The following is a 22,129-nucleotide window of genomic DNA, read 5'->3' as shown; positions in this document are numbered from 1 at the left end:
CCATGAAATCCGAGGGCTACATCATGAAAGAGCTTCGCTCGCTGCTGAAGGAACTCGAAGAGGTCAAGGCGCAGATCGAACTGGCGCGCACTGCTGAATCGGCACGCGCGATCACGACCTGCAAGGTGCTGATCGAGACATATGGCCTCACCGCGCACGACCTCGGTCTGGTGCGCACGCAACTGATCCCGTCGCGCCGTGGCCGCAAGCCGCAGACATTCAGGCCGAAGGCACCGCACGCCTCGGTGCCGCCGAAGTATCGTGATCCCGCATCGGGCAAGACATGGAGCGGGCGCGGACGCACGCCGTTGTGGATGCGCGGCGACGATCGCGACGCCTTCCTGATACGCGGGGCGAGGTGATGGCGACCACCGCCTATCTGATCGATCCTTTCGAGGGCGAGGTGCGGCTCGTCCAACTCGGCAGCGATACCGGCACGTTCGACGAACTGCACGAGCTATATGCGCTGCTCGAATGTGGCATCGTTGAAGCGGTGGTGCCAGAGAACTCGGGCAGCGATGTGATGTATGTCGACGAGGAAGGCAAGCTGCGCAAACCGGCATTGATGTGCGGCTTCGTTTGCAGCCTCTGGCCGCATGACGTGATCGTAGGCAAGGCGCTCTGGATCGGCTCGACCTCCGATGGCAATAACTGCGCGCCGGAAATGACGATCGACTATGTGCGCGAACACGTTGTGTGGATGCGCCGTGATCCTCCCACTGGAGAGTAGCCATGACAAACCTACATGCATCACGCGATCTCGCCCGAGCTTCACCAGTCGATGAACGAGATCGGCTCGATACTTGGCGACGTTTTCAAAGGCAAAGGTTTTGCGCTGCTCGTGTTTGATTTCGGCCCTGACGGCATGATGAACTGGCTGTCGAACGCTGACCGCGACGATATGCTTGTGGCACTGCGCGAGTTCATCGCGTCGCACGAGGGCCGCACACATGACGCGCCTGCTCGTACCCAATGAGGTGTGGTGTTGCATATAAGGACGTTTAGGGAGTGGGGCCGAATGGCGTCGACGATGATTTTTCGTTGCGCCGACGCTCGTAAGCGGCCCGCTTTTCGTCGATCGTCTGAATCACTTCCCGCATGCCTTGATCCCGGTGCCACTCACCGGGCTTGGGTTCTTCAACCTGCATTCCAGCGTGCCTTCGCAGACGGCGCGCGAGTTCTGACGCGGTGAGTCCTAGAGCCGCAAATTCCCGCCGTCTAACCCAAAAAAACTCGGTATGGTCGGGATAGTCATCGTCGAACTCCTCGATGCCAGCCAGTCGGTTCTGGATCTGCTCACTCTCATCAGGCAGACGCATGATCGAATACATGAGATCTCGCGGTAGCGCTTTCCACTCAACGTCGATGTCAAGCGGCTGAAACTCGGGCAGTTTAGCTGTCGGCACCGACTCCTCTCCGTCGCGACCGGCTGGTTGCCCATATGCCGTGCCGTCATCGTAGGCGACGTGGAGGCATCCATTGGCAAACCGATCGAGATGGGACACGACGATGATCGCAAGGTACGCGGTGTCTTTGCGCCGCTTGGAGTGACTGATCAACAATTCTTTGATCGCGACAAAGGCGTTGCCGAGGAGAACCCCGCTGATGCCCGCAGTGGCGGAAATGACGGCTGAAACGTTTCCGGTATCCATTTTTCCTTTCGCTGGTTCCCGTTCGCGCTATCTAGATCACAGCGCAAATAACCGTTCGCGCAACTCTTCGCATGCCCCATCGAGACCCGGGAACAACGCCCCCGCTGTGATGCCCATCAAGGCCAGTTCTTTCATCACAGTCTCGCGCTCTTTGACCGGGATATCGATCGCATAGAGGTATTGATGCTGCCGAAGTTGCTCGACCACCTTTATATAGGACTCGACGTCGCTTACATTCGTCAGCGCTGACAGCGCCTGCTGCGGAATGAGCCGCTCGTTTTCGATCGCCAAAAACTCCAGTAGAGAGAAATGAGGCCGCACGGGTGCCGTGATTGGTATCTGGAGATTGTCCTCTCGCCATTTGGCCTGATCGAATTGGAAGATGCGAACAAAACCAGCGTTGCGCTTGCGCGAGGCAGCGATCGTTATATGCCTGAAGGCAAAGAACGCAGCAACATATGGCGAATATGACCAATCGATCAGCGGGGTCGGGAAGCCGTGGTGTTGCGCCAGATGAAGAAGTGCGCCGAACTGGTCGCTGTCGGCAGGGTTAAAAATATGTTTCGTACGCGCGCTCAGATGTCGATGCAACGTCCCGAGGTCGTCGAAGGTATATCTAAACAGATCGGAGCGGTTCGTGCGGTGAAAATGCGATCGGAGCCGCCACGGCTTTTGCTGACCTCGGAAGATAAACTTGCGCGTTTCCAGCCCCGATACATGACGTTTGAATGCATCCCAACTCATGCGCTTCGAAGGGATATCGGACGGGCGATCAGGATCATTGCGCGATAGCCGCGCCTGTCCCTCCATACCGATATCGGAGTGCCACTCGACCTCCATGTTTGTCTCGTCCCACCTGATGCGCGCCTGAGCCTTCGTCGCAATGCGTATGTCTTGCGGGAAAACCTCGCGAACCTGATGTAGCGGAACCAGATGGGTCGGGTTCTTCGGATGCGTGGGTTGCAGCAAAATGGTAATGAATGCGCCTTCAGGCCCAAGCCAGATATCGTCGATGCGCCCGACGATGACCGGCGCGTTGACGCCTTCGTCCGGGAATAGCATCGCGCTGCCGACAGTTTTGTCGGCACGCATCTCTAGGTCGATAACCATGTCGCCCGACCATTGGGTGGCGCGAAAACTTCCATTCCACTGGCCGACCAGCGGCGGTGGTAGCTTTGACTTTTTTGCTTTTGTCATTGGACGTGCTGTTGTCGTTTTTGGAGCAGATCCGGTGGCTCCGGCTGTACCGGAAGAGAATCGTACTATGAACCGCAACAGCTATGGAGCTTGAACGGGCGCAGCCGATTTTTCACTCGTCGTCATCGTCTCCGTGATCCTGAGCCGGTGACCGGGGCGTTTCGCCATTGGGGTCCATGATCTTTCGCAGCCCAGGGAAGTACACATCGCACCGCTCGGTGATGGCGGCATGCCTCTTGGGGCAATCCGCAATCTCCGCGCCGAGGTCAGTCATCGGAAAGTCCTCGCCATACGAAGCGACCAGCCTCGCCAGCCTATATCGCCCGCGCCGTTCGCAGCGGGTACAGGCCACCTCAATATGACTCGCGCGGGTGGCTACCTCCCCGAGCGTTACGCTTCCTTTTGCCATTACGTCCCTTGTCGCTGTTCGCCAGTGATCATTCCTTGCGGCCCCATCCTAACGCAGCCGGTCGGCTGTAGCCCGCGAACTTGACCTTCAGCCAGTCGTTCGAGCGTCCGCGCTGGTAGGTGGAATCGAGCCGCTTTGCGACCATGCCTTCGAAGTCGAGGGCCTGCGCCTGTTCAAAGACCCAATCGCCCGCTGTAGCGATACCCGTCACGTAGACCAGCACCGATGTGTTCTCGAACGAATCGCGCAGTAGCTCCTTGCGGTCGACTAATGGACGGCTGCGCAGATCATGGTTGCCCGCAGCGAGCGCATCGAACACATACAGTCGTGCCGGGTGCTGTCGAAGTGCGGCGCGCACGCGCATCTCCACTGAAGTGCGCGCCCGCAATTGCAGGCGCTCGAAAGACGACTGGCCGGTTGGCTCGTCGACGGTCAGTTCCGCATCCCATACGAAGTCACCGGGCACCGAAGCAACCGCGTCCACGATGTCTGGGAACGATCGGTTCATGACGCTGCCGTTGCGCGATATCAGATCAACGCGTTCGCCTGCCTTGCGAGCGAGGCACCGATAACCGTCGTACTTGAGTTCGAATATCCAGCCCTCGCGCGAGAACGGTGCTCGCGTGAGTGTCGCGAGCATCAGGTCCCCGGCCTCGATCATGTCTTGGAGGCCCGCGCGCTGACATAAGCCAGCTTCGCCCATGCATAGGCATCGGGACCGACCTCGGTGGGGTTGCAGCCCGAGTACGCGCAGAAGTGATCGAAGTCATCCAGCGCCGTGTGGCCGAGATCGTTCGGCACCAGCGGATTGGCTTGCAGAAAGTCCGCCAGCATTTCTTCAGGCTTGCCGTAGCACATACGCGCCTCCGTTCGGTTTCGGCGGGCTGCGCGCACCCGAGGCTTTCGTCAGACGGCATCCCCGGGGAGCGATCAGGCCGCGCGTCAACAGCTTATCAGGGCCTCGCAAACGCGGCCGAAACCGTGGGACCACTCTAAGTGCGACCGCACGTCGCACAACTAGTGCCGCACCGGAGCTATCGTGGTCTTGTCGGCGGGGCAATGACGCACCGCACGGATTGTTGAGGAAACCTAGCAAATGATGACCGTTGGTGAATTGCGCGAAATGATCGAAGGCCTGGAGGACGGCGTTGAAGTCCGCCTCGCGCACCAGCCTTCTTATCCCTTTGAATACAGCATCGCTGACGCGGTGATCATCGGCGGCCCGCTCGGTGCGAATGACGAGGAAGAGAACGACGAACCTGTTGTCTACCTCGTCGAAGGCTCACAGATTGGATACCTGCCGGGTAACGTCAGCCGCACGATCGGCTGGCGCTGAAAGGAGGGACCATGACCGAATATCAGATCACTGTTTTTCAGCCCGGTGGCGGCGTGTATTTCCGCACCGAATGGCTGCAGGGCGACAAGGTAAAGGCAAGAGACATCGCCTGCGATCTTGGCGCGAAGTTTGGCACCGATGTGATCGAACTTATGTCGCGCAGTCTGAGCCGCGCCGGTTACGACTACGAGGTGCTGCTCGCCGCCGATGTCTGGCACGGCGGCAGCCTGTAAATGAACAGGAGGGATAGATGGATCGCTTTACGTTTGAACTGACGCTCAAGGGCGGCGCGGGTCGCCCGGTGAAGCGCCACATCACGATCGAGGCCGCAACGGTGTATCACGCGTGGCGGCGCATCGGCGGGCAACTCGTGAACACCCGCGAGGGCCGCGAGGTGATCGTTCAGGTGCGCCTGCTTGAGCAGGCCGACGACGACGCACCGCTGATCGCCAAGGTCGGGCGGCGCGCACGCCTGATCGGCTTCTGATGCGACGAGCGGTCGCGACTTCTGCGCGGGCGGCAGAGTGATCATGGTTCTGACGGCAGGAGGGCCTGCCGGGACGAACCAAGGAGCAAGACATGAAGTACGTGGCAAAACTTCGCGACGGTGGCGAGACCCGGTACGGGTACGGCGAGACGGATCACGCGGCGGTGCAGGATGCGGTCAGCGCCATGCCAGCCGCCCCGGGCAGCACGGCTTGGCTGGTGGTGTACACCGAGGACGCGGTCGGAACGGTCGACACGCGGTACGCGATGCCCTATTTCCGCTATTGCATTGAGACGGAGTGAGCAGGCGATGGAAACGGTAACGATCAGGATCACCGACACGAACGGGCGCGACAAGGGCGCGATGCCAGTCGGAATCGAGCGCCGCGCTGACGGCACGGTGTGGGTGGTGCATCACGCGGGCGAGCAATACGTTGCAAGCGGCAAGGCGGGCACGAACGTGAGGACGGGCAAGCCGGTCACCGAGTATCAGGCGCGAGGCGATGCGTTGCGCCTCTGGCTTGCGGACGATCTGAGCTTTGCGGACGAGGACTGAACATGACCGACGATCTTGAACCGCGCGCCGAGGTGCAGGCTTGGGAGCTTTGGAATCGCGACGGGTCTTTCTACATGACCGTGTGGTTTGAAAGCGAGGCCGACGCGCAGCGGCTGGCCGACCGGCTCGACGTGATGCTGGAGCCGGGTCCGGTGGGCGTAGTCCGCCCCGAGTAACACAGCGATTTTTTTACTGCCAATAGAGGGCAAACCATGAACACGATGATCGAACAAAGCGGCACCGAGTGGATTTTTCAACCGACGCGCCGCAAGCGTGAAACGGAAGCGCGCGAGATGCTCGCCGCCTATGTCGGGGCCGACGCCGAGACGCGCGACGGGTTGCGCGCCGGATGGATCGACCTGCTGATGTCGCGGCAGGTGTTCGCAGACGACGCGCACCGCGCCGAGCTGCTTGCCAAGCATGAAGCCTTCATGGGCAAGCTGGACGAGCAACTCGACGCGTATGTCGCGAACCCGGGCGACGGGGAACGCGACGGGCTGGTCAAGACATACCGCTCCTTCGTGCGCCGCCTCGTGCTGCCGCACCACTACGTTTAAGGAGCGGGCGATGAAGAAGACGACGCAATTTGCGCAGGTCGACGGCAAGGCCGACCTCACGACGAGCATGGCGATGGCGATCACAAGAATGAGCACCGACGCCATTCGTACCTTGCTCGAGGAATACATGTGGACGATCAGCAAAACCTGCTTTCACGACACGCAGTACGGTGAGGACCACCTGCGCTCGATCGCCTTGGTGCGCGAGCAGCTGGAGGTTTGGAAAATGATCGAGCCGCTGATGGTCGACCCCGAAGTCGACAAGGCATACGAAGCGGTCAGGGAGGCCACGGTGAAACTGTTCGTCAAGGTGCTGTGTAACGAGGAATACGCCTATATGGGCGCTGTGACGGAAACCATACCCGCGCTGCACAAGGCTCGCGATCGCAAGATGATCGCGCTCTGCAAACTGATCAAAACGCGTGGCAACGCAGGGAGCGCATCATGACCACGCCATTGCAGCCTTGCCGCTGCGCTGTTTGCGGTGAGGTCACCGGAAATGATCCGACCGTCGACGCTTGCCCATCCTGCCTGCTACTGATGCGACAGGAGCGGGAAACGGAGCCGCAACATAGCGCCGCCGTGCGCGAGTGGGGCCGCGAATTGATGTCGATGCAGCCTTCGCTTGAGGCCGCTGGCCTTACGCCCCTTCAGGCTTCTTCGGTGCTCAGTGGAATCAGGACGATCCTCACGGTGGATAACCTCGACTGGCATCTTCCACGCGTGCGTGGCTTTGGCCTCAACGTTGAACAGAATGGCGCGCTCATTACGTTGCTCGTGCATATCCGCGCGCTGCCGCAATTCGATCAGATGGTCAACGCGCGCCGTGCGGCGGACCTCGAAGCGAAGCGCAAAGGAGCGCAGCCATGACCATCGGCGCGCTGACACTGATCACGCTCGTGATCCTGTACTTCCTCCCCGCGCTGGTCGCCGGGCGGCGCAAGCACAAGGACTCGACCTCCATCGCCATCCTGAACGTTCTCTTCGGCTGGACGTTCATCGGGTGGGGCATCGCCCTGATCTGGGCATTCAAAAAGGACTGAACATGCCAACAAAAGAAGCGCAACATCTGCAGCCGGGGGACGTGCTATTGCACGCGGGCATCAGCCGCCACGTGGTGGTCACCGTGACGCCTGTCGGGAGGCCCGCAGGCCGGGTCGAGGTCAAGACCTACCAGCTAGGCAAGCCCGACAATGTAGCGGTCACGAACATGCCCGCGCAAACGCTCGTGGAGGTTGTTCTCCCATAGGCGCGCTAACATCGAATCAGGCCCGCCGCGAGCGGGCTTTTCTTCGTCATCCGAAAACGCGCAGCGTGGCCGGAATCCGGGCCACCGTGCCGCTGACGGGCCTTGCCGCTTGCAACCATCCCAGAGCCGTTGTGCCAGCCCGTTGTGGGAGCTAGAATTTGAACGTCCGCAAAGCAGGAGCCCTCGACGCGGACTAGGCACTTTGCCACCCGCTCCCATTCAGGTGCGGGCTTTTTTTTGCGCGGCCCGTTCAGGTTGCCGCCTCGCCTTCGGTGCTGGAAAGGTCCGCCTGCAGCCCACCGAGTTCGCGTAGCTCGATCACGCCTTCGTCCGAGGCCGTGAGCGCCGCTTCCTCCCCCGGCTGAAGGTGCGAATCGTTGACGGTATCGCCATCAATGATTACGCGAACCGGGGCCTCGCCTTCGTTGACCACAATCACTTTCATGATGCGCTCCTGTTGGTTAGAACTGCGATGGGGACCTTGCCGATCCCAGCAGCTATCGTAAACTTTGCTCGTCAGCTACAGGAGGGTCTTTTCATGACAACCGTCGCACACCCTTGGGATAACGAACCGGATGCGGACGCCTTCGAGGCGTCCGAACTTGTCTGCCTGATGCGTCGCGATCATAACGGCGTGTGGAACGGGTATGCAGGTGTTCCAAAGACGCACGCGCTCTACAGGCAGCGTCGCGACGTGATGATCATCGTGCCCGAGGCAATGGCGGGCCACGAACTGATCAGCACGCGCATCGCCGTGGCGGACCTGCATGGCGTGGTGCCACGCACGCTCGCCGCTGGTGCCGCCGCGCCGCTGTCGGTCGTGGTCGACGTCCACGGTGGCCTGTGGAGCACCGGCGTCATCGGCGAGGATCATCCTAACCTGTGGTTCTACGGTTTCATGTGCGGGCACGCGTGGGACTTTAAACCGCTCGATCCGATCACGGTGCAGGCGTACCAGACGATGGATGCGGAGCAGGCCGAGGCGCTCTACCGCACGCCCGCCGAGTACCGCAGCTATGACTACGCACGCGTGCAGACGGAAGCGCTGGCCATGCAGATCGCGGCGCTCGCTGACGTCGAGCTTGCGCAGGAGGTCGTATGAAGCTGCGTTTCCGTGACCTGAACCCGAAGGTGGTGGAGGCGGTCGCTGTCGCCTTCGCGGACATACCCGCGTTCGATGTGAAATGCGCGGACGTATTCGAGGGCGCGCCAGCCGATGCGATCGTGTCGCCCGCGAACTCGCACGGCTGGATGGACGGCGGGATCGATCTCGTCTACCGCGACCGCTTCGGGCTGGCCATCGAGACGAACCTGCAGGCGCTGATTGCGGGCCTGCCGACGAAGCTGCTCGCGGTGGGCGAGGCGATCATTCTCGACACGGGAGACGAGCAGATTCCCGCGATGATCGCCGCGCCGACGATGGAGGTGCCGAGCGTGGTGGCGCAGACCGATAACGCCTACCTCGCGTTCCGTGCGGTGCTGCGCGCCGTGCGGCACGTCAACTTCCAGAGTGTGATCTGCCCGGGCCTTGCCACCCTGACGGGCCGCATGGCCCCGCAGGAGAGCGCGCAGCAGATGCGCCGTGCGTGGGACGAGCTAATGGGCCTCGTGCCCGCGCATCCGACGCAGTAGCGCCATCACGGACGGTCCTTGGTGGCGGGCAGCGGTTGCGGCGCGCTTGCGGGCTTCGGTGCGCTGGCCGCGCTCGCGGCGCTCGCGGACCTTCCCGGCTTCGCTGTGCGGTTGATCGAGTTGGTCGTGTCAATCGACGAGTCCACTCTCGCGAAGCAGAAGAAGAGACACGCAGGCAACGGCGGGAACGTCGTGTTATGTCCCGCCCTGACAGAATCACCGGGCGGGTTCGTGCTGCTGCACCCAGCCATCCACAGGCCAGCGAGCGCCGCCATCGCGACGAGGGTGCTGAAGGGTCGCGTGCGCATGATCACTTCTTCATGAGAAACCACAGCGCGCAGCAGGCGGGCCGGTTATCGAACGCGGTGCTGTTGCCCGCGTTATAGATGCCAATGCCGGTGCCCGCGCCGTAGATACCGATGCCGGTGCCGCTGCCACCGATCCAGATGCCGGTGCCGTTGCCGTTGACATTGTTCTGCCCGCGCCCCGACGAATAACCGGTCGCCACCGGGCACTGCGCACCACCGTTATCCGCGCCCGCCTGCACCGAGCCGTAGTTCGGAATGCTGTGCGCGTGACCCGGATCGCCCACGCCGTGAGCGTGCGACGGATCAGAGATGCTGTGCGCATGCGACGGATCGTAGACGCCATGCGCGTGGGTCGGCAGATTGTTGGCATCGAGCACTCGCGAGTTTGCGCCTGCGCGTGCGCCGATCGCCAGTGAACCACCAGCGCCGCAAGGGAACGTGTCGATCATGTTCGGCGTGCCGTTCGCGCCGTCGCACTTCACATAGCCCGCAGGGATCGCGTTGCCGTCTCCGAACCACATGATGATCGTGCCAGTCGGCACCGCCCGCGTGATTGACGTCCTGACGTCAGCGAGGAAGTCATCGAGCGGGCCGAGGTCGACCCACGCATCGTTGGCGTTCGTGCGCCGCTTCAGACGCACGGCGGTCGTGTCGCCCCACATCATGCCGGGATAGGTCTCGGGCGGTTCGGTCGGCCCACAGTTGTCCCCGAGCACTGACAGCACGATCTGGTTGAGTTGCGTGCGCATGTCCAGACCGGACGGATGCGCAGGCACCTGATAGGAGGAAGGTTGCGTCATTGCTCGACTCCGTTCGCTATAACGCCTTGAGGCGCTTCGGTCCAATACGCCCGCGCATCGTCGCAAGCAGCGGCGAGTCGAAGCGGGTCAGTCTCGCGTAACCGAGACCATCAAGATCGGTATGCTCATAGCCATAGCCGCGCGCAATCCAGTCGCTGGTCTTGGCGATGCCCGCGCCCGTCGAATCCTGAAAGCGGATGCGGAAACCCTCTGCCGACTGCTGGTCGATCAGCCACTTGTCGCCCGTCTGCAAACCCTGCGCGACGATCGCGATCGCAGGCGTGTCCTTGAACGGCACGCTAAACGTGATCACCGTGCCCGCCGCGTCCACGGGCACGTTATTGCGGCTTTCGATGCGGTCGGGCACATCGACCGTCACGCCAAGGTCGATGATGCCGATGCCCTGCGTGTTGTCCTTCACGTGCAGCGCGCACATGAAGCGCGCCGCTCGGAATGTGAGGTCCGAGGCGACGAGCCGCACGTAGGGACTCCAGTCGTCGTCGACGGCGGTGGTGGGATCGGTGTTGGTCAGCGAGGCGAGCACCAGCGCGCCACCCTCGTCGATCTTGGTGCCGTCCACATCGAGCACGAGGTCCCAATCGGGCCACGTGTCCACATCGTTGAAGAAGTCATAGGCCGCACCCTCGACGTAGGACGTGCAGCGCACGGTGTACACCTTGCCGAGGTCGATCACATGGTCGAAGTAATACGCGCCGGTCGTCGACTTCGCATAGCCGTGCGCATCCTGCGACAGGTACAGCACGCCATTGCGCACTTCGGTGTAGACCTTCTCGCCCGCGAAGGTCGGGTCCTGTTCCATATCCTCGACGAGGTTGTAATCGCGCAGCGGCCCGGTCGTGCTGATCACATAGGCCGGGTTCGCGGAGTACTTCTCCGACGAGTTCATGAACTTGGCAAAGTAGGTGCCCTTCATGAGCGGCGCAAAGCCGTTCGTCGAGCCACCCGCGAAGCGCGCGATCTCGTTGGCTTCCTCCCACGAGACCTCGGTCGACAGGCGCGACGAGAAGCGGATCACCACCTGGCCGCCGACGATCACATCGAGCGAGCCGGACTGGACCCACTGCAGGTTCGCCGCGTCGTTATAGATATCGAGCTGGAAGCCGCGCACATCGTCGGGAGGCTGACTCAGGCCGAGCAGTTCAACAGTGACCGTCGCGGGCACGCTGCGGATGCCGAGCGCATTGATCGCCCACACGGTGAAGGTCCACGTGCCTTCCTGCGTCGGCTGGATATCGATGCTCGACATGAAGGCGTCGACATAGACGGGCGAGTCGCTCTCAAACTGGTAGGCCACCGCAAAGCGCACCGCGCCGATCGGCGCGAGCCATGAGAAGGTTGCGCGCGCGCCCACCACCACCGGGCTGATCTGATACTTCGACTCGGTGATGGTCAGTTCGGTGCAGGGGCCAATCGAGAATGGATCGATGATGCCGGTCGGCAGCGGTTCGAGCGTGAGGTCCGACTCGATCGCCGCGAACTTGTCGGGCCGGTAGGCGACGCCCTGAACCTCGACATTGCCGTCCTCGTCCTCGGTCACGCCGATGCAGCGCCACTGCTCATTGACCGCGTTCGTCGCGGAGATCGACCACACGCACATGCGGTTCGGCGCGAGCCGCAGCGGCTGCTGCAGCCTGATCTGGTCGGTGGTCACGCTGCCCGGGTTGAGCACCGTCGCACGCTGCAGCGAGCCATCGGGCAGCAGCACGCCGACGCTATAGACGATCTGCGCGTCGAACGCGAATGCCGCGTCAAGCTGCAGCCAGTCAATGTCGCCGTCGAGGATGCGCCCGCCCGAGCGATAGCCTGCGCGCGTCTCGTCAGCGGTGTAGAAGATATCGCCGGGGCGCGTGAAGGCCGCATTGATGCCCGTCTTGAAGGAGACCGTCTCCGAGAGCATCTGCTCGGTGAGCAGCATCCAGCGGCCCACGCGGTGCGCCTGCCCGCGCGAGGTGCAGCCGAGCGCCGTCACCGCGAGTTCGCGCATGCCCCACTGGTTGATCGCGTCGCGGTCCTCGACGTACTCGATCTCCTGCTGGCAGCGGTTTGCCCGGTTGTTCCACGTCACGAGCGCCACCGTGTGGCGCTGGTTTAGCGGCGTGCCCTGATAGACGAACATGCCGTCCACCACGTTGGCGGCGGTGTACTCCATCACCGGATCGGCAGGCATGTCGGCGCTGACCGTCAGCATGCCGCCCGACCAGAAGATCATGCCGTTAAAGATCGCGGCGATCTGCTGTAGCAGCGTGATCGCATCCTCGCGGGTCTGCAGATAGATGCTGCACGTGTAGCGCGGCTCGTAGCCGCCCATGCCATCGGGAACCTGCCCGTCGCAATACTGCGCGATCGTATAGAGCGTCCATTTGTCGATCATCGCGGGCGAGATATACCCGCCGAGACCGAAGCGCTCGGTGGTCGCGAGGTCGTAGAGAATCCACGCCGGGTTGTCACTCCACGCGATCTTGAAGGTGCCGTCCCATGTGCCGCTATAGGTGCGCGCGACGGGATCATAGTTCGTCGGCACCTGCACGCGGCGCATCTTGATATCGAACGACAGCTTCGGGATCTGGCGGAACGTCGAGGCATCGATCTGCACGCCGACGATCGCGGAGTACGGATACATCAGGTTCGAATCGACGATCTCGGTCATCGTCTCCCACTGGAAGGCGTTGGCGAGGTACTGCGTGGTCGAGTCGGGCGTGAGGCGCCTCACGCGGATATCGTAGGTGCCGCCGACCGTGCCGAAGCGCGCGAGGTTGAGGCGATAGCTGCGCTGGTAGCGGCTCGACGTCTTGCCGGTGACCGTATCCAGAAAGACCTGCTGGAAGCCGCCGCCGTTCTTCTGCACGTCGAGCGCCAGTTGCACGGTCACGCCCGTCACGTCCCCCGTTGTCGTGTCGGTGTTCGACAGCGCCGGGAAGCCAAGCGTCACGCGCACCGCGTTCAGGTTCGGGTTCGTCACGCTGCGGATCACAGGCGCATCGACCGTCACCGTGACGCCCACGCTCGATTCGGACTCCGTTGCGGAAAAGCCGCTGATCGGTGCCTGCGAGGCGGTGCCATAGCGCCACTCGATCCCGGCACCGACGAAGTTCCACGAGCCGTCCGGGTTCGCGAGCGGCGTGTCGTCGACATAGATACCCTGCGCATCGCCCACAATGCCGTCGACCTCGCCCTCGCAGATCAGGTTGATCACGCGGGCATACTGCGTGGAGCGCAGCGAGTCGGGTGCCTCGACGGGCGAGCGGGAAGCACCACCGCCGCCCTTGCCACCGCCGCCGCCAGCACCAGTGATGGGTACGAGGTCGCGTTTGCCCATCAGGACACCACGATCTCGTTATTGGTCGAGAAGCCCACGCTGATGATCGCGGAGCCGACCAGCAGCCGGCCATAGCCTAGTGGCACCGGGCCGCCTTGTCCCATCGTGTTGACCGCACCATCGAACGCAAGCGACGGCTCGTTGTCGGCCTTCTCGGGCGTGGCCGTGCCCTTCGGACGCGGAGCCAGCAGTTGCGCAACACCGGAGAGCGCGAGCGACACGCCGAGGCTGATCATCGCGGTGCCGACCACCGGTACGAACACGCCGACCACCGCGATCGCCGCGCCCGCGATGATCTTTCCCCACGCGCCCGCACCCTGCACGAGCGGCACCACCTTGAGCACGCCCTTCACGAGCGGATAGTGCAGGTCGGCCTCGTTGTAGTCCTGATGCTCGCCGCGCACGACGAAGTGGCGCGTGGCGTGCTCGCGGAAATAGACGCGCAGCCCGGGAAGCTGCGTCATCAGCGCGTGCAGCGCCTCGCGCGGGCTGCGCACCGAGAGCGTCCATTCGCGTCCGAAGCGGCGACGCAGGTCGCCATAGAAACGAACCGTCAGCATCACGCTTCCTCCATGAGGTCGAGCATCGAGCGATGCCGCAGCACGGCGCTGGTGCGGCGCTGGTAGAACTCCTGCAGGACCTCGCGGCGCGATAGCTGGTCGACGAGGTGGTGGAGGATCACATTGCCGCCCACATACACCGCCATGTGGTTGTCGCGCTTCGCGCGGATTCGCATGAGCAGCAGGTCGTGCGCGTGTAGCGCGCCGAGCGCCGCCGCATCGAGCGGGCCTTCATGCACGACGACGAAGCCCTCCTGGCCGAAGTTTTCGCGATACAGGTCGGGGCCGTCCTCGCGATCCCACCAGCCGTACTGCCTCGGATAGTCGTTGAGCGTGATGCCGAGTTCGACGGCATACCAGTCGCGCACGATGCCGTAGCAGTCATGCACGCCATGCACGAACGTGCGGCCCGGGAAAGGTGCCAGAAATGGCACCGGCTGGTTGACCGTGAAGGTGCCGAGCGGATGGTTGACGATGATCCACGGCAGGCCCGTCTGCGCCATCGACGCGCGATCGGCATCGGTGGGCGTGGGCGGTGTGAAAACGTGCGAGTGCGCATACGCGACGATCTCGCCCGCGTCCTCGGCGTGCGCTGCGTCGGCGGGATCGATCGTGAACTGGTCGGCCTCGTGCGCGAGGTTGCGGCACGGCATGTATTTCAGCGCGCCATCGGGCCTGCGCACGACAAGGCCGCAGCACTCGCGCGGAGCCTGCGCGTCCGCGTGAAGCTGGATCAACGGCAGCACCGCAGTGAAGTCGGGCGTCGGCGTGTTCATCCCGTATCTCCTCACCGATAGGCCGATGCGCCCGGGAACGCACCGAACGGAAGCCACCCCGCCGCGCCGAAGCGCATCTTGCAGGACGCGAGCCGCTTGCCGCATTGATCCCTGTTCGGATCGGCGGTCGGGATGTCGTTGATGTCGGCCACCGGCCCGCCCGCGTAGCCGCAGCCGTCGCCGCGATAGCGCCACGGACACGAGTTGCGGATGATCTGGCGGCGGGGCAGTTGCACGCCCTGCACGTCGAAGGCGACCGCGAGTTCGAACTCGACGGTCTGCGGGTCCTCGTGGGTCTTCTGGTTGACGAAGAACAGGTCGTCGGGGAAGGCCGCGTGCGGGTCCGCGTCGGGATTCACACCGCCCGGGAAGTTGACCGCATCGAGATAGCGCAGCAGCGTGCGCCTGCGGATCACCTTCGCGCCGACGATATCGCCATACAGACGGCACAGCGCGCTGATGATGCCCGTCACGTTCGACACCGCGAGCCTCGGGCGCGGCAGCGTGCCTTGCCCCTTGATCTCGAAGCCGGTCGCGGTGACGGGATAGCGCTGGTACGTGACGCCCTGCCACACCACGTCGCTGCCGAGCGCGTTGGTGCCGGGATGGAAGTAGACGGTCTGAGCGCCGAAGCGCGACAGGTCGAGCACGTATAGCTCGATCACCGCGCCCGGGTTGAGCGACTGCGCGACCCCAGCGATCGTGCTCATACATGCACCTGCTGGAACTTGGCATTGACGTTCATCGTGCGCTCGCCGTCGACGAGCATGTCGCCATAGGTCCACGACCACGAAGGACAGATCACGTCGAGCGTGGTGGCGGTGCGGGGCGGCGTCCAGTTGAACACGTCCACGCCGTTGCGCGCGGAGAGGAACGCGAGCACGGCCTCGGCCTTCGAGGCGGTGAGGTTGGTCAGCCCCACGCTCCACATCTGGTCCTGCGTGTTGATGCCTGCGGGACGGCGCTGCGCATAGCCGTCACCGAACTGCGCGATGCGCACGCGCGGCTCGACATCGGCCTGCGCGGTGCTCACGCACCAGTCGAAGATCAGGCCGCTGGCCTTGGGGCCGGTGCGCTTCCAGCGCGCAAGCCACTCGTCGAAGGTGGTCGTAATCATGCGAGCAGCCCTCCCGACCGTTTCTCGTTGGCGATGACCTGCTTGACGATCATGGCGATGCGCTTGGCGAGTTCGACTGCTCTCGCGCCGTCGCCATCGGTGGTCACGGCCCCCGAGTCGGAGTTGACGTTGATGACGATGGAGGTGCCGCCCGCCCCGGGGTCGCCGGTCGTGATGCGCCCGGGCACGTTCGGCGTGAAGTACTCGCCGCGCAGCGGCGTCTCGTTGACGCGATAGGTCGTGCCCGCCGAGACCGGGCCACCCGCCATGCGGCGTTCGAAGAACGAAGCGAGCGCGCCCGTCCAGCCGCTGTTATTGATGCTGCCGACAAGCGGTTCGAACACGTTTTTGTAGACGAGCAGTTTCGCGATGTCCTTGAGCATCGCGGTCACCATCTCGGAGAAGCTGACGCTCGCGTCCTTGGTCGAAAAGATGAAGTCCACCAGCGCGTCGCTCGACTTTTTGCCGAAGCCTTCGACCGCCTGTTGCAGCGACTTCAGCTGCTCCTTCATCGGATCGGTCTTGTCGATCGCCTCCTGCAGCTTCTTCGCCTGCAGTTCCTGTGCGGCGGCAAGCTGCTCGGTCGACAGGAACCCGGCCTGCTGCGCGGCGACGAGGTCGGTCATCGTGCGCACGTACTCGCGCGTCGGATCGAGCGCATCGAGCGTGCTGTCGGCCAGCGTGCGCAGCCCTTCGACACGCGCGATCTCGGCCTTGTCAGCGTCGTCGCGAACCTTCTGCAGATCTTCTTCGGCCTGCTTCGCGGCTTCGTTGGCGGCAGTCAGATCGAGCGTGGCCTGCTTGAGGTCGGTCAGGTTGCGCTGCTGCTCGGTAGTGAACTTCGCGAACTTCGGATCGGTGAGAAGCATGAGCATCTCGTCGCCGTTCGCCTGCGCGGCGCGGTACTGGTCCTGCAACGACCTGAGCATGTTCCCGTACTCGTCGACCTCCTTCTTCGCGCTCTTCGCGGCCTTTGCGTTCGCATCGAGGTTCGCGGTGAACTGCACAACGGGCCGCGAGTCGATCGACCGGTATGCATCGGCCTGGGCCTTCGCAGCCTTCTCGGATTCGGAGGCCGACTTGCCGATGCGCACCTGCGCGTCATGCACCTTCGTGAGATCGTCGCGCGCCGTGTTCCACGCGTCCGAGACGATCTTCGCGGCGTTCTTCATGCCCTCGAAGGACGCCTCCTGATTGAGCGCCTGCCCGACTGCGGAGGCGAGCTTCGCGAACGCGGAGAGCGTGCCCGTCAGACCGATGATCACCTGCATGGCGATCTTCGCGGTGCCGACGATCCCGTCGAGCACGCCATTCCATACGGTGCCCTCGGTCGCGGCTTCCTTGAGGATTTTCACGACCTCGGAGATCGCGGGCTGCATCTCCGTTGCCATCACAGCGGCGGCACCTTTGCCGAGGTTGCTGATGCGCGTGAGGTCGTCGTTCAGATCACCCATCGCCTGCGCGGTCGTGCTCGACACGATGAGGCCCATATCCTCGGCCTCTTTGCGCATCGCCTCGATGCCTTCCTTGCCTCCGTTGAGCAACGGGATCAATGCCTGACCCTGCTTGCCGAACAGTTGCGTCGCCACCGCGGCCTTCTCGGCTCCGTCCGCGAACTTCGGAAAGACGCCTGCGATTTCTTCGAACGCCTTGCCCGGGTCCATCTTGCGCAACTCGTCTGCGTTCAGGCCGAGCGCCTTGAATGCGGCGGCGCTATCGCTCAACGGATCGCGCGCTTCGAGAAGCGACTTGTTTAGCCCCTTGAACGCGGTCGACAGATCGTCGAGCGACACGCCCGCGAACTCACCGGCGTAGGACAGCGCGGAGAGTTCAGCCGTGCTGGTGCCGATGCGCTGTGCCAGCTTGCCGAGCGCGTCCATCTCGTCGATGGATTGCTTCACCTTGTCTGCGAAGCCACGCGCGAAGCTCATGGCGAACTGCGCGCCCTGTAGCACAGCGATGCCTGCCACCGAGTTCGATATGCCCTTGAGCGAGGATGTGATCGTGTCGTTCGCCTTCGCCATGTCCTGACGCAAGTGCGCCACGTCAGCGGCAAGCTCGAAGATCAGCGAACCAGCGGATGCCATTGCCTTACCTCCACGCTGCTATTTCATCCTCGACGGCGAGCACCTCGGCGTCATCGCCCGGTACGTTGCCCCATCCGAAGAGAACGTTCGCCCACATGAAAAGCTCGTCCGAATCCATGCGCGCTTCAACTTCCCCGGCCGTCATGTGCAGGTGCGAGGCCACCGCAAAGACGAGGCGCGTTACCGGGTCGGTCAGTCTTTTTTTGCATCGGCGGGCTTGTGACCACAGAGCAGCACCGTCGCGTCGACCAGCTTGCGCAGGTCGGGCAGTACATGCGCGGGCAGGCCCGCGATCGCGGACGGCGTGAAGCGCTCGCCGTTCGGGCCGCGCGCCATCTCGCACAGCAGGTCGTAGCCGAAGTCCTCGGGCCGGTCGTCGGTGAGCTTCTGCGATAGCTCGCGGAAGCGCCGCACGTTCATCGCGCGCAGCGTGACCGCGCCGAAGGAGTCCGTCTCCACCACCGTCTCCTTCGGCTGCACGACGAAGAGCTTCTCGCGCTGCGTAGCTGGTAGCCGATCGTTCATGGCATGCCCCTTATGCAGCAGTCGGCACGACAGGCGCAGCCGCTGCGACCGGCGAGCCTGCCACGCCAGCGATCGTCGGCGCAACCGACACGGTGAAGCTGCCCGCCGCCGCATACGTGTGGGGTGCGGTGAGGTCCGACACTCGCTCGGAAGCGCCACCGTCACCCCAATCGACGTCGAAGAAGTCGGCCTCGCCATTCGTCTCGTCGAGCGTGAGCGTGACCGCGAGCGGCGCAACACCCGCGAGCGGCGCAACGTCGACCGTCAGCGCATAGGGCGGGGCCGAGACCACGGCGGTCGTCTGCGCCTTGAACGGTGCCGTGAGCGACCCGGCGACTGTGGCGATCACGGACGGCGTGAAACTGCCTGCCTTGATGTAGGTGTGGGAGATCACCTTGGTCGTCGCCTGCTCGACGGAGCCGCCGTCCTTCCAGTCGATCGCATACTTGCTCGCAGCGCCGCCTGCCTCGTTGAGCGTGAGCGTCACGTCGAGCGGCGTCTGACCTGTGACTGGCGCGAGCACCGGGATCAGCACATAGTTATCGGTCGTCTGCCCGGGCGGCATCGTGAGCACATCGGGGCCGGTGATCTTCAGCGTGGCCGAACCCTGCACGGCCTGATCGACGCCACCCGACTCGTTGACCGACTGCACGATCACCGGCAGCGTGCGCGTGGCCTTGTTCCGGTAGACGATCTCGAACATGCGCGTCCTGCCATCCTTCTGCGCGTCGCGAAGCTCCTGATAGTCCGGGTCGGTGGGATCGATGAAGAAGTCGAACGTCAGCGTGCCGGGGTCACCGAAGCCCACCAGCGAAGTCTTTTCATCGTCGCAGAGCGTCGTCGTGTCGATATCTGCGGCGGCGTTCTGGTTGATCTGATAGGACACCGCACAGACGTCGATGTACGAGCGCAGCAGCCATGCCGCGTTCGCACCGAAGGTCTCGGTCTCGGCGCTCGTGTCGCTGTTGGCGAGTTCGGCGGTCTTCGAATCGAGGTTGATGTTCTGCACGACCCACGACTTCAGATCGATGCTCGACCATCCGCTGCCGATGATGAAGATCGCCGCGCCGCTGCGCAGCTTCGTCGCGTCATCGAACTGCACGACGCAAGGTTTGGACTTCGAGCCACCTCTGAGCAGGCCCGTCGCAGCGGCGGGCGCATCAAGGTTCTCCAGATACATGCGCGTTTTCTGCGCGCTGATTGCCTTCTTCATGTCTGCACCTCGTCGTCAAGCTGCCAAGTTGAAAGGACCACACTCACGCGGTGGATGCGCGTGTCCTGCTCGTACATGTCCTGCCGGTTCTCGATGATCGGATCGCCTTCGCAAGCATCGACCAGCGCGCCGATCGCATCGATTACGCCCAGCGCGTCACGCTGCGTCTTTGCATACGAGTCCACGCGGTAACTCATCTGCGCGGCGTGGGCGCTGCCGCACATCGTGTTGCGCGGCATGCCCGAGGTGAGCGCATAGATCACATACGGCTCGGACGTGCCCTGCGGTGCGAGCGTCTTGAACACGCGACCGGGCAGCGCCTGATCGAGCAGCGCGAAGAGTTCGTCGCCGGTCACGATGTCATGCCTCCCGGCGAGCGGTAGACCACACCGTTCTCCTTGCACCACTTCGCCATGCGCTTCATGAGCGTGTCGTTGAAGCGTTTGATCGACTCGCCCGCCTTCGCATCGGCGGCGGGCTTGAGGAAAGGGTAGGCGGGCATCTTCGAGGTGCCGAACTCGAGGAACCGGCCATAGAACGCATCGTCGCCGTGCGGCTTGATGACGCCTGCCTTGACCATCCGGTCCTTCGTCTTTCCCTTCCTGATCTTCACGTCCACGCGGGCGGCGAGGCCCGTCTTGCGGGTGCGACCGCGCACCAACGACTCTGCGAGCGTGTGCGTGAATCGCGCCGAGTTGCCGAAGTTGGCGACCACGTTCTGCTTCGCCTGATCCATGATCGGTTTCGCTCCACCCATGAGCGCGCCATAGAGCATCTTTCGCGACACCTCGTCGGGCAGCGTCTTGAGGAACTGCTCGACCTCCTTGAGGCCCTTGACCTCCAGATCGATCTTCACGGTTGACCTCCCTCGGTGATCACGCCATCGGCGCACATCAGATGCACCTCGGACATCGACTGGTACTGCAGAAGCACCGACTGGATTTCGTACACCGTCTCGCGCACCAGCACGTCGCCCTTCATCAAGCGGAACAGCACGCGCATGGCCGAGGTGAGGTCGTCGCGCCAGCGCACGCGGATGCGCGTGGTCACGCCCGCACGGAACTCGGCGGATGCGAGGTACTCCATGCCCTTCAATGTCTCGATCGCGGCCCACACCACCGGGTCCACCGGCAAGTCCTCCCATGCGTCGACCAGCGGCTCGCCCGAGGCCGGGTCGACCCTGACCACAGGCCGCTGGATCGTGATGCGCTGGTTCAGCGGACCAGCCTTGATGCCGCTTTGCCTGATCATGAGAGCGCCGGGTCGCGAAGCGGATACAGGATCGAGACGATCGGCGCGGGCAGATAACCCGCCTGCCATGACGATGCGTCCGCGATATCAGGATCACGAATGAACATGCCCGCCAGCAGGACGATCGCCTGCACGACATTGGCGGGTGCGGGGTCCGACTCCGAGTACGGCGCGGGCCGCTTGAGATACGCGTAGACGGAAGCCGTCGCACCAGCGAGCGCGAGTTCAATGTCGGCTTCCATCGCCGTGCCGTCGACGCGCATCCACTTCTTCGCGTCGTCGATCGAGACGATTTCGTATGCGGGCGTGCTCATGCGTGCTCTCCTTGAGAAAGGCGAGCGTCCTTGCCATCGCGCCCGCGCTTGACGGCGAGCGTCCACGGCTTCACCGCGTCGTCGGTGTGCTCGTCGGGCTTCGCACCTGTTGCCGCGTTGCAATGCCAGAGCGAGCCGCCGAAGGTGACCACGTCGCCCGCGTCATAGCGGCGTCCGTACTCGTACACACCGCAATAGATCAGCACCGGCAGCGCGCAGCGGAATGTCTGCACCGCACAGGTGGAGCGCGTGATGCTGATCACAAAGCCACGCTCTTCGGCCTCGATCGCGATACCGTCCACTCCATCCACAATGCAGGCCCAGCCACGCTCGCCATCGGTGTTCGTGAAGGCACGCCACAATCCGCCCCGGTGACTGGCGAGCGTGCCGCGCCCATAGACCTTGCCAAAGTCGATCGCGGGCAGCACATCGAGGTCGGACGCATCGCGCCCATCGATGCCGTCGCGACCGTCCTTGCCATCAATGCCGTCGCGTCCGTCGCGTCCGTCCCGGCCATCCTTGGCATCCACACCATCGTGACCGTTCTCGCCGTCGCCGCCGTGCGTGCCGTCGATCCCGTTGATGCCGTCCTTGCCGTCGACGCCATCGCGACCGGCATCGCCGTCCTTGCCATCACGACCATCGATGCCATCCTTGCCATCGATGCCGCGTTCGGGCTGGCGTTCTTCGAGGGCCTTCACGCGAGCGGTGATCGTGTCGACCAGCCCGTTGGCGTAATCCATGACGGAAGGCAGCAGGCCGCGCAC

The 22,129-nt window shown here is 63.4% G+C and carries 36 protein-coding genes; 17 read left to right on the top strand and 19 right to left on the bottom strand.

Annotation, left to right across the window (positions count from 1 at the left end):
* Positions 1-2 precede the first annotated feature (2 nt).
* Genes HV796_RS16775 through HV796_RS16765 form a run of 3 tightly spaced genes read left to right on the top strand, consistent with a single transcriptional unit; the run spans position 3 to position 976 of the window.
* Entirely contained in the window at positions 3-362 is a 360-nt protein-coding gene (locus HV796_RS16775) for an H-NS histone family protein (protein ID WP_281369788.1), read from the top strand.
* Positions 362-730 (top strand): DUF3846 domain-containing protein, encoded by a 369-nt coding sequence (locus tag HV796_RS16770; protein ID WP_175227630.1) that lies wholly within the window; start codon positions 362-364, stop codon positions 728-730. The genes HV796_RS16775 and HV796_RS16770 overlap by 1 nt, the downstream gene beginning before the upstream one ends.
* Before the next feature lie 51 nt (positions 731-781).
* Entirely contained in the window at positions 782-976 is a 195-nt protein-coding gene (locus tag HV796_RS16765) for a hypothetical protein (protein ID WP_175227629.1), read from the top strand.
* A 25-nt stretch (positions 977-1,001) separates the two neighbouring features.
* Here HV796_RS16765 and HV796_RS16760 read toward each other — a convergent pair whose 3' ends face one another.
* The 4 genes from HV796_RS16760 to HV796_RS16745 form a co-directional block, all read right to left on the bottom strand.
* Positions 1,002-1,652: a hypothetical protein gene (locus tag HV796_RS16760; protein ID WP_175227628.1), complete on the bottom strand. Its 651-nt coding sequence runs from the start codon at positions 1,650-1,652 to the stop codon at positions 1,002-1,004.
* 36 nt (positions 1,653-1,688) lie between these two features.
* Positions 1,689-2,849 carry an FRG domain-containing protein gene (locus tag HV796_RS16755; protein ID WP_175227627.1) on the bottom strand — a complete coding sequence of 387 codons (1,161 nt, stop codon included), beginning with the start codon at positions 2,847-2,849 and terminating at the stop codon, positions 1,689-1,691.
* Positions 2,850-3,286: 437 nt separating this feature from the next.
* Positions 3,287-3,919 carry an ATP-dependent DNA ligase gene (locus HV796_RS16750; RefSeq protein ID WP_246355898.1) on the bottom strand — a complete coding sequence of 211 codons (633 nt, stop codon included), beginning with the start codon at positions 3,917-3,919 and terminating at the stop codon, positions 3,287-3,289.
* Entirely contained in the window at positions 3,916-4,116 is a 201-nt protein-coding gene (locus tag HV796_RS16745) for a hypothetical protein (RefSeq protein WP_175227626.1), read from the bottom strand. Before HV796_RS16745 ends, HV796_RS16750 begins: the two co-directional genes overlap by 4 nt.
* A 238-nt stretch (positions 4,117-4,354) precedes the next feature.
* Between HV796_RS16745 and HV796_RS16740 the strand changes: the two genes are divergently transcribed.
* The 11 genes from HV796_RS16740 to HV796_RS16690 all read left to right on the top strand — a co-directional run bounded on the left by HV796_RS16740 (position 4,355) and on the right by HV796_RS16690 (position 7,442).
* Complete coding sequence (locus HV796_RS16740; protein WP_175227625.1) at positions 4,355-4,594, top strand: hypothetical protein; 240 nt, start codon at positions 4,355-4,357, stop codon at positions 4,592-4,594.
* A gap of 11 nt (positions 4,595-4,605) precedes the next feature.
* The gene (locus HV796_RS16735; RefSeq protein WP_175227624.1) at positions 4,606-4,827 is read left to right on the top strand and encodes a hypothetical protein; all 222 of its coding nucleotides are present in this window, start codon (positions 4,606-4,608) and stop codon (positions 4,825-4,827) included.
* Positions 4,828-4,844: 17 nt separating this feature from the next.
* Positions 4,845-5,081 (top strand): hypothetical protein, encoded by a 237-nt coding sequence (locus HV796_RS16730; protein WP_175227623.1) that lies wholly within the window; start codon positions 4,845-4,847, stop codon positions 5,079-5,081.
* A 92-nt stretch (positions 5,082-5,173) separates the two neighbouring features.
* Entirely contained in the window at positions 5,174-5,383 is a 210-nt protein-coding gene (locus HV796_RS16725) for a hypothetical protein (RefSeq protein ID WP_175227622.1), read from the top strand.
* A gap of 7 nt (positions 5,384-5,390) precedes the next feature.
* Positions 5,391-5,636, top strand: coding sequence for a hypothetical protein (locus tag HV796_RS16720; protein WP_175227621.1), 246 nt, complete (start codon positions 5,391-5,393; stop codon positions 5,634-5,636).
* Between the two features lie 2 nt (positions 5,637-5,638).
* A complete protein-coding gene (locus tag HV796_RS16715) occupies positions 5,639-5,812 on the top strand; it encodes a hypothetical protein (protein ID WP_175227620.1) in 174 nt (57 codons plus the stop codon).
* 36 nt (positions 5,813-5,848) lie between these two features.
* Complete coding sequence (locus HV796_RS16710) at positions 5,849-6,193, top strand: hypothetical protein (protein WP_175227619.1); 345 nt, start codon at positions 5,849-5,851, stop codon at positions 6,191-6,193.
* A gap of 10 nt (positions 6,194-6,203) precedes the next feature.
* On the top strand, positions 6,204-6,641 hold the full coding sequence (locus HV796_RS16705; RefSeq protein ID WP_175227618.1) for a hypothetical protein: 438 nt from the start codon (positions 6,204-6,206) through the stop codon (positions 6,639-6,641).
* Complete coding sequence (locus tag HV796_RS16700; RefSeq protein WP_175227617.1) at positions 6,638-7,063, top strand: hypothetical protein; 426 nt, start codon at positions 6,638-6,640, stop codon at positions 7,061-7,063. Before HV796_RS16705 ends, HV796_RS16700 begins: the two co-directional genes overlap by 4 nt.
* The gene (locus HV796_RS16695; RefSeq protein ID WP_175227616.1) at positions 7,060-7,236 is read left to right on the top strand and encodes a superinfection immunity protein; all 177 of its coding nucleotides are present in this window, start codon (positions 7,060-7,062) and stop codon (positions 7,234-7,236) included. The genes HV796_RS16700 and HV796_RS16695 overlap by 4 nt, the downstream gene beginning before the upstream one ends.
* A gap of 2 nt (positions 7,237-7,238) precedes the next feature.
* On the top strand, positions 7,239-7,442 hold the full coding sequence (locus HV796_RS16690) for a hypothetical protein (RefSeq protein WP_175227615.1): 204 nt from the start codon (positions 7,239-7,241) through the stop codon (positions 7,440-7,442).
* Between the two features lie 250 nt (positions 7,443-7,692).
* Here HV796_RS16690 and HV796_RS16685 read toward each other — a convergent pair whose 3' ends face one another.
* Complete coding sequence (locus tag HV796_RS16685; protein WP_175227614.1) at positions 7,693-7,887, bottom strand: hypothetical protein; 195 nt, start codon at positions 7,885-7,887, stop codon at positions 7,693-7,695.
* Between the two features lie 93 nt (positions 7,888-7,980).
* On the opposite strand from HV796_RS16685, the gene HV796_RS16680 reads away from it, so the two are divergent.
* From HV796_RS16680 to HV796_RS16670, 3 genes are read left to right on the top strand one after another with little or no spacing between them, the layout of a single operon-like run.
* Positions 7,981-8,544: a hypothetical protein gene (locus tag HV796_RS16680; protein ID WP_175227613.1), complete on the top strand. Its 564-nt coding sequence runs from the start codon at positions 7,981-7,983 to the stop codon at positions 8,542-8,544.
* Entirely contained in the window at positions 8,541-9,074 is a 534-nt protein-coding gene (locus HV796_RS16675) for a macro domain-containing protein (RefSeq protein WP_175227612.1), read from the top strand. The genes HV796_RS16680 and HV796_RS16675 overlap by 4 nt, the downstream gene beginning before the upstream one ends.
* A gap of 18 nt (positions 9,075-9,092) precedes the next feature.
* A complete protein-coding gene (locus HV796_RS16670; RefSeq protein WP_175227611.1) occupies positions 9,093-9,398 on the top strand; it encodes a hypothetical protein in 306 nt (101 codons plus the stop codon).
* Here the strand turns inward: HV796_RS16670 and HV796_RS16665 are convergent.
* From HV796_RS16665 to HV796_RS16600, 14 genes are all read right to left on the bottom strand, one after another.
* On the bottom strand, positions 9,385-10,182 hold the full coding sequence (locus HV796_RS16665) for a phage tail protein (RefSeq protein ID WP_175227610.1): 798 nt from the start codon (positions 10,180-10,182) through the stop codon (positions 9,385-9,387). The two genes, HV796_RS16670 and HV796_RS16665, sit on opposite strands and share 14 nt — an antisense overlap.
* Before the next feature lie 16 nt (positions 10,183-10,198).
* Complete coding sequence (locus HV796_RS16660; protein ID WP_175227609.1) at positions 10,199-13,519, bottom strand: TipJ family phage tail tip protein; 3,321 nt, start codon at positions 13,517-13,519, stop codon at positions 10,199-10,201.
* On the bottom strand, positions 13,519-14,079 hold the full coding sequence (locus HV796_RS16655; protein WP_175227608.1) for a tail assembly protein: 561 nt from the start codon (positions 14,077-14,079) through the stop codon (positions 13,519-13,521). Before HV796_RS16655 ends, HV796_RS16660 begins: the two co-directional genes overlap by 1 nt.
* Positions 14,079-14,855, bottom strand: coding sequence for a C40 family peptidase (locus HV796_RS16650; protein ID WP_175227607.1), 777 nt, complete (start codon positions 14,853-14,855; stop codon positions 14,079-14,081). Before HV796_RS16650 ends, HV796_RS16655 begins: the two co-directional genes overlap by 1 nt.
* 11 nt (positions 14,856-14,866) lie before the next feature.
* Entirely contained in the window at positions 14,867-15,565 is a 699-nt protein-coding gene (locus tag HV796_RS16645) for a phage minor tail protein L (protein WP_175227606.1), read from the bottom strand.
* On the bottom strand, positions 15,562-15,972 hold the full coding sequence (locus HV796_RS16640; RefSeq protein ID WP_175227605.1) for a phage tail protein: 411 nt from the start codon (positions 15,970-15,972) through the stop codon (positions 15,562-15,564). Before HV796_RS16640 ends, HV796_RS16645 begins: the two co-directional genes overlap by 4 nt.
* On the bottom strand, positions 15,969-18,059 hold the full coding sequence (locus HV796_RS16635) for a phage tail tape measure protein (protein ID WP_175227604.1): 2,091 nt from the start codon (positions 18,057-18,059) through the stop codon (positions 15,969-15,971). The genes HV796_RS16640 and HV796_RS16635 overlap by 4 nt, the downstream gene beginning before the upstream one ends.
* Before the next feature lie 192 nt (positions 18,060-18,251).
* Complete coding sequence (locus HV796_RS16630; protein ID WP_175227603.1) at positions 18,252-18,584, bottom strand: hypothetical protein; 333 nt, start codon at positions 18,582-18,584, stop codon at positions 18,252-18,254.
* A gap of 10 nt (positions 18,585-18,594) precedes the next feature.
* Positions 18,595-19,797: a phage tail tube protein gene (locus HV796_RS16625; RefSeq protein ID WP_175227602.1), complete on the bottom strand. Its 1,203-nt coding sequence runs from the start codon at positions 19,795-19,797 to the stop codon at positions 18,595-18,597.
* Positions 19,794-20,153 (bottom strand): tail completion protein gp17, encoded by a 360-nt coding sequence (gp17, locus tag HV796_RS16620; RefSeq protein ID WP_175227601.1) that lies wholly within the window; start codon positions 20,151-20,153, stop codon positions 19,794-19,796. Before gp17 ends, HV796_RS16625 begins: the two co-directional genes overlap by 4 nt.
* The gene (locus HV796_RS16615) at positions 20,150-20,653 is read right to left on the bottom strand and encodes an HK97-gp10 family putative phage morphogenesis protein (protein ID WP_175227600.1); all 504 of its coding nucleotides are present in this window, start codon (positions 20,651-20,653) and stop codon (positions 20,150-20,152) included. The genes gp17 and HV796_RS16615 overlap by 4 nt, the downstream gene beginning before the upstream one ends.
* Positions 20,650-21,048: a phage head closure protein gene (locus tag HV796_RS16610; RefSeq protein ID WP_175227599.1), complete on the bottom strand. Its 399-nt coding sequence runs from the start codon at positions 21,046-21,048 to the stop codon at positions 20,650-20,652. Before HV796_RS16610 ends, HV796_RS16615 begins: the two co-directional genes overlap by 4 nt.
* On the bottom strand, positions 21,045-21,362 hold the full coding sequence (locus tag HV796_RS16605) for a head-tail connector protein (RefSeq protein WP_175227598.1): 318 nt from the start codon (positions 21,360-21,362) through the stop codon (positions 21,045-21,047). Before HV796_RS16605 ends, HV796_RS16610 begins: the two co-directional genes overlap by 4 nt.
* A complete protein-coding gene (locus tag HV796_RS16600; RefSeq protein WP_217477926.1) occupies positions 21,359-22,129 on the bottom strand; it encodes a hypothetical protein in 771 nt (256 codons plus the stop codon). The genes HV796_RS16605 and HV796_RS16600 overlap by 4 nt, the downstream gene beginning before the upstream one ends.

This window comes from Paraburkholderia humisilvae (assembly GCF_902859855.1).
Taxonomy (GTDB): Bacteria; Pseudomonadota; Gammaproteobacteria; order Burkholderiales; family Burkholderiaceae; genus Paraburkholderia; species Paraburkholderia humisilvae.
This window is presented reverse-complemented; position numbering and strand designations above follow the sequence as displayed.

Coding starts and splice junctions, on each gene's coding strand:
- HV796_RS16775 (WP_281369788.1), top strand. CDS start 3: ATGAAATCCGAGGGCTACATCATGAAAGAGCTTCGCTCGCTGCTGAAG.
- HV796_RS16770 (WP_175227630.1), top strand. CDS start 362: ATGGCGACCACCGCCTATCTGATCGATCCTTTCGAGGGCGAGGTGCGG.
- HV796_RS16765 (WP_175227629.1), top strand. CDS start 782: ATGAACGAGATCGGCTCGATACTTGGCGACGTTTTCAAAGGCAAAGGT.
- HV796_RS16760 (WP_175227628.1), bottom strand. CDS start 1,652: ATGGATACCGGAAACGTTTCAGCCGTCATTTCCGCCACTGCGGGCATC.
- HV796_RS16755 (WP_175227627.1), bottom strand. CDS start 2,849: ATGACAAAAGCAAAAAAGTCAAAGCTACCACCGCCGCTGGTCGGCCAG.
- HV796_RS16750 (WP_246355898.1), bottom strand. CDS start 3,919: ATGATCGAGGCCGGGGACCTGATGCTCGCGACACTCACGCGAGCACCG.
- HV796_RS16745 (WP_175227626.1), bottom strand. CDS start 4,116: ATGTGCTACGGCAAGCCTGAAGAAATGCTGGCGGACTTTCTGCAAGCC.
- HV796_RS16740 (WP_175227625.1), top strand. CDS start 4,355: ATGATGACCGTTGGTGAATTGCGCGAAATGATCGAAGGCCTGGAGGAC.
- HV796_RS16735 (WP_175227624.1), top strand. CDS start 4,606: ATGACCGAATATCAGATCACTGTTTTTCAGCCCGGTGGCGGCGTGTAT.
- HV796_RS16730 (WP_175227623.1), top strand. CDS start 4,845: ATGGATCGCTTTACGTTTGAACTGACGCTCAAGGGCGGCGCGGGTCGC.
- HV796_RS16725 (WP_175227622.1), top strand. CDS start 5,174: ATGAAGTACGTGGCAAAACTTCGCGACGGTGGCGAGACCCGGTACGGG.
- HV796_RS16720 (WP_175227621.1), top strand. CDS start 5,391: ATGGAAACGGTAACGATCAGGATCACCGACACGAACGGGCGCGACAAG.
- HV796_RS16715 (WP_175227620.1), top strand. CDS start 5,639: ATGACCGACGATCTTGAACCGCGCGCCGAGGTGCAGGCTTGGGAGCTT.
- HV796_RS16710 (WP_175227619.1), top strand. CDS start 5,849: ATGAACACGATGATCGAACAAAGCGGCACCGAGTGGATTTTTCAACCG.
- HV796_RS16705 (WP_175227618.1), top strand. CDS start 6,204: ATGAAGAAGACGACGCAATTTGCGCAGGTCGACGGCAAGGCCGACCTC.
- HV796_RS16700 (WP_175227617.1), top strand. CDS start 6,638: ATGACCACGCCATTGCAGCCTTGCCGCTGCGCTGTTTGCGGTGAGGTC.
- HV796_RS16695 (WP_175227616.1), top strand. CDS start 7,060: ATGACCATCGGCGCGCTGACACTGATCACGCTCGTGATCCTGTACTTC.
- HV796_RS16690 (WP_175227615.1), top strand. CDS start 7,239: ATGCCAACAAAAGAAGCGCAACATCTGCAGCCGGGGGACGTGCTATTG.
- HV796_RS16685 (WP_175227614.1), bottom strand. CDS start 7,887: ATGAAAGTGATTGTGGTCAACGAAGGCGAGGCCCCGGTTCGCGTAATC.
- HV796_RS16680 (WP_175227613.1), top strand. CDS start 7,981: ATGACAACCGTCGCACACCCTTGGGATAACGAACCGGATGCGGACGCC.
- HV796_RS16675 (WP_175227612.1), top strand. CDS start 8,541: ATGAAGCTGCGTTTCCGTGACCTGAACCCGAAGGTGGTGGAGGCGGTC.
- HV796_RS16665 (WP_175227610.1), bottom strand. CDS start 10,182: ATGACGCAACCTTCCTCCTATCAGGTGCCTGCGCATCCGTCCGGTCTG.
- HV796_RS16660 (WP_175227609.1), bottom strand. CDS start 13,519: ATGGGCAAACGCGACCTCGTACCCATCACTGGTGCTGGCGGCGGCGGT.
- HV796_RS16655 (WP_175227608.1), bottom strand. CDS start 14,079: ATGCTGACGGTTCGTTTCTATGGCGACCTGCGTCGCCGCTTCGGACGC.
- HV796_RS16650 (WP_175227607.1), bottom strand. CDS start 14,855: ATGAACACGCCGACGCCCGACTTCACTGCGGTGCTGCCGTTGATCCAG.
- HV796_RS16645 (WP_175227606.1), bottom strand. CDS start 15,565: ATGAGCACGATCGCTGGGGTCGCGCAGTCGCTCAACCCGGGCGCGGTG.
- HV796_RS16640 (WP_175227605.1), bottom strand. CDS start 15,972: ATGATTACGACCACCTTCGACGAGTGGCTTGCGCGCTGGAAGCGCACC.
- HV796_RS16635 (WP_175227604.1), bottom strand. CDS start 18,059: ATGGCATCCGCTGGTTCGCTGATCTTCGAGCTTGCCGCTGACGTGGCG.
- HV796_RS16630 (WP_175227603.1), bottom strand. CDS start 18,584: ATGAACGATCGGCTACCAGCTACGCAGCGCGAGAAGCTCTTCGTCGTG.
- HV796_RS16625 (WP_175227602.1), bottom strand. CDS start 19,797: ATGAAGAAGGCAATCAGCGCGCAGAAAACGCGCATGTATCTGGAGAAC.
- HV796_RS16610 (WP_175227599.1), bottom strand. CDS start 21,048: ATGATCAGGCAAAGCGGCATCAAGGCTGGTCCGCTGAACCAGCGCATC.
- HV796_RS16605 (WP_175227598.1), bottom strand. CDS start 21,362: ATGAGCACGCCCGCATACGAAATCGTCTCGATCGACGACGCGAAGAAG.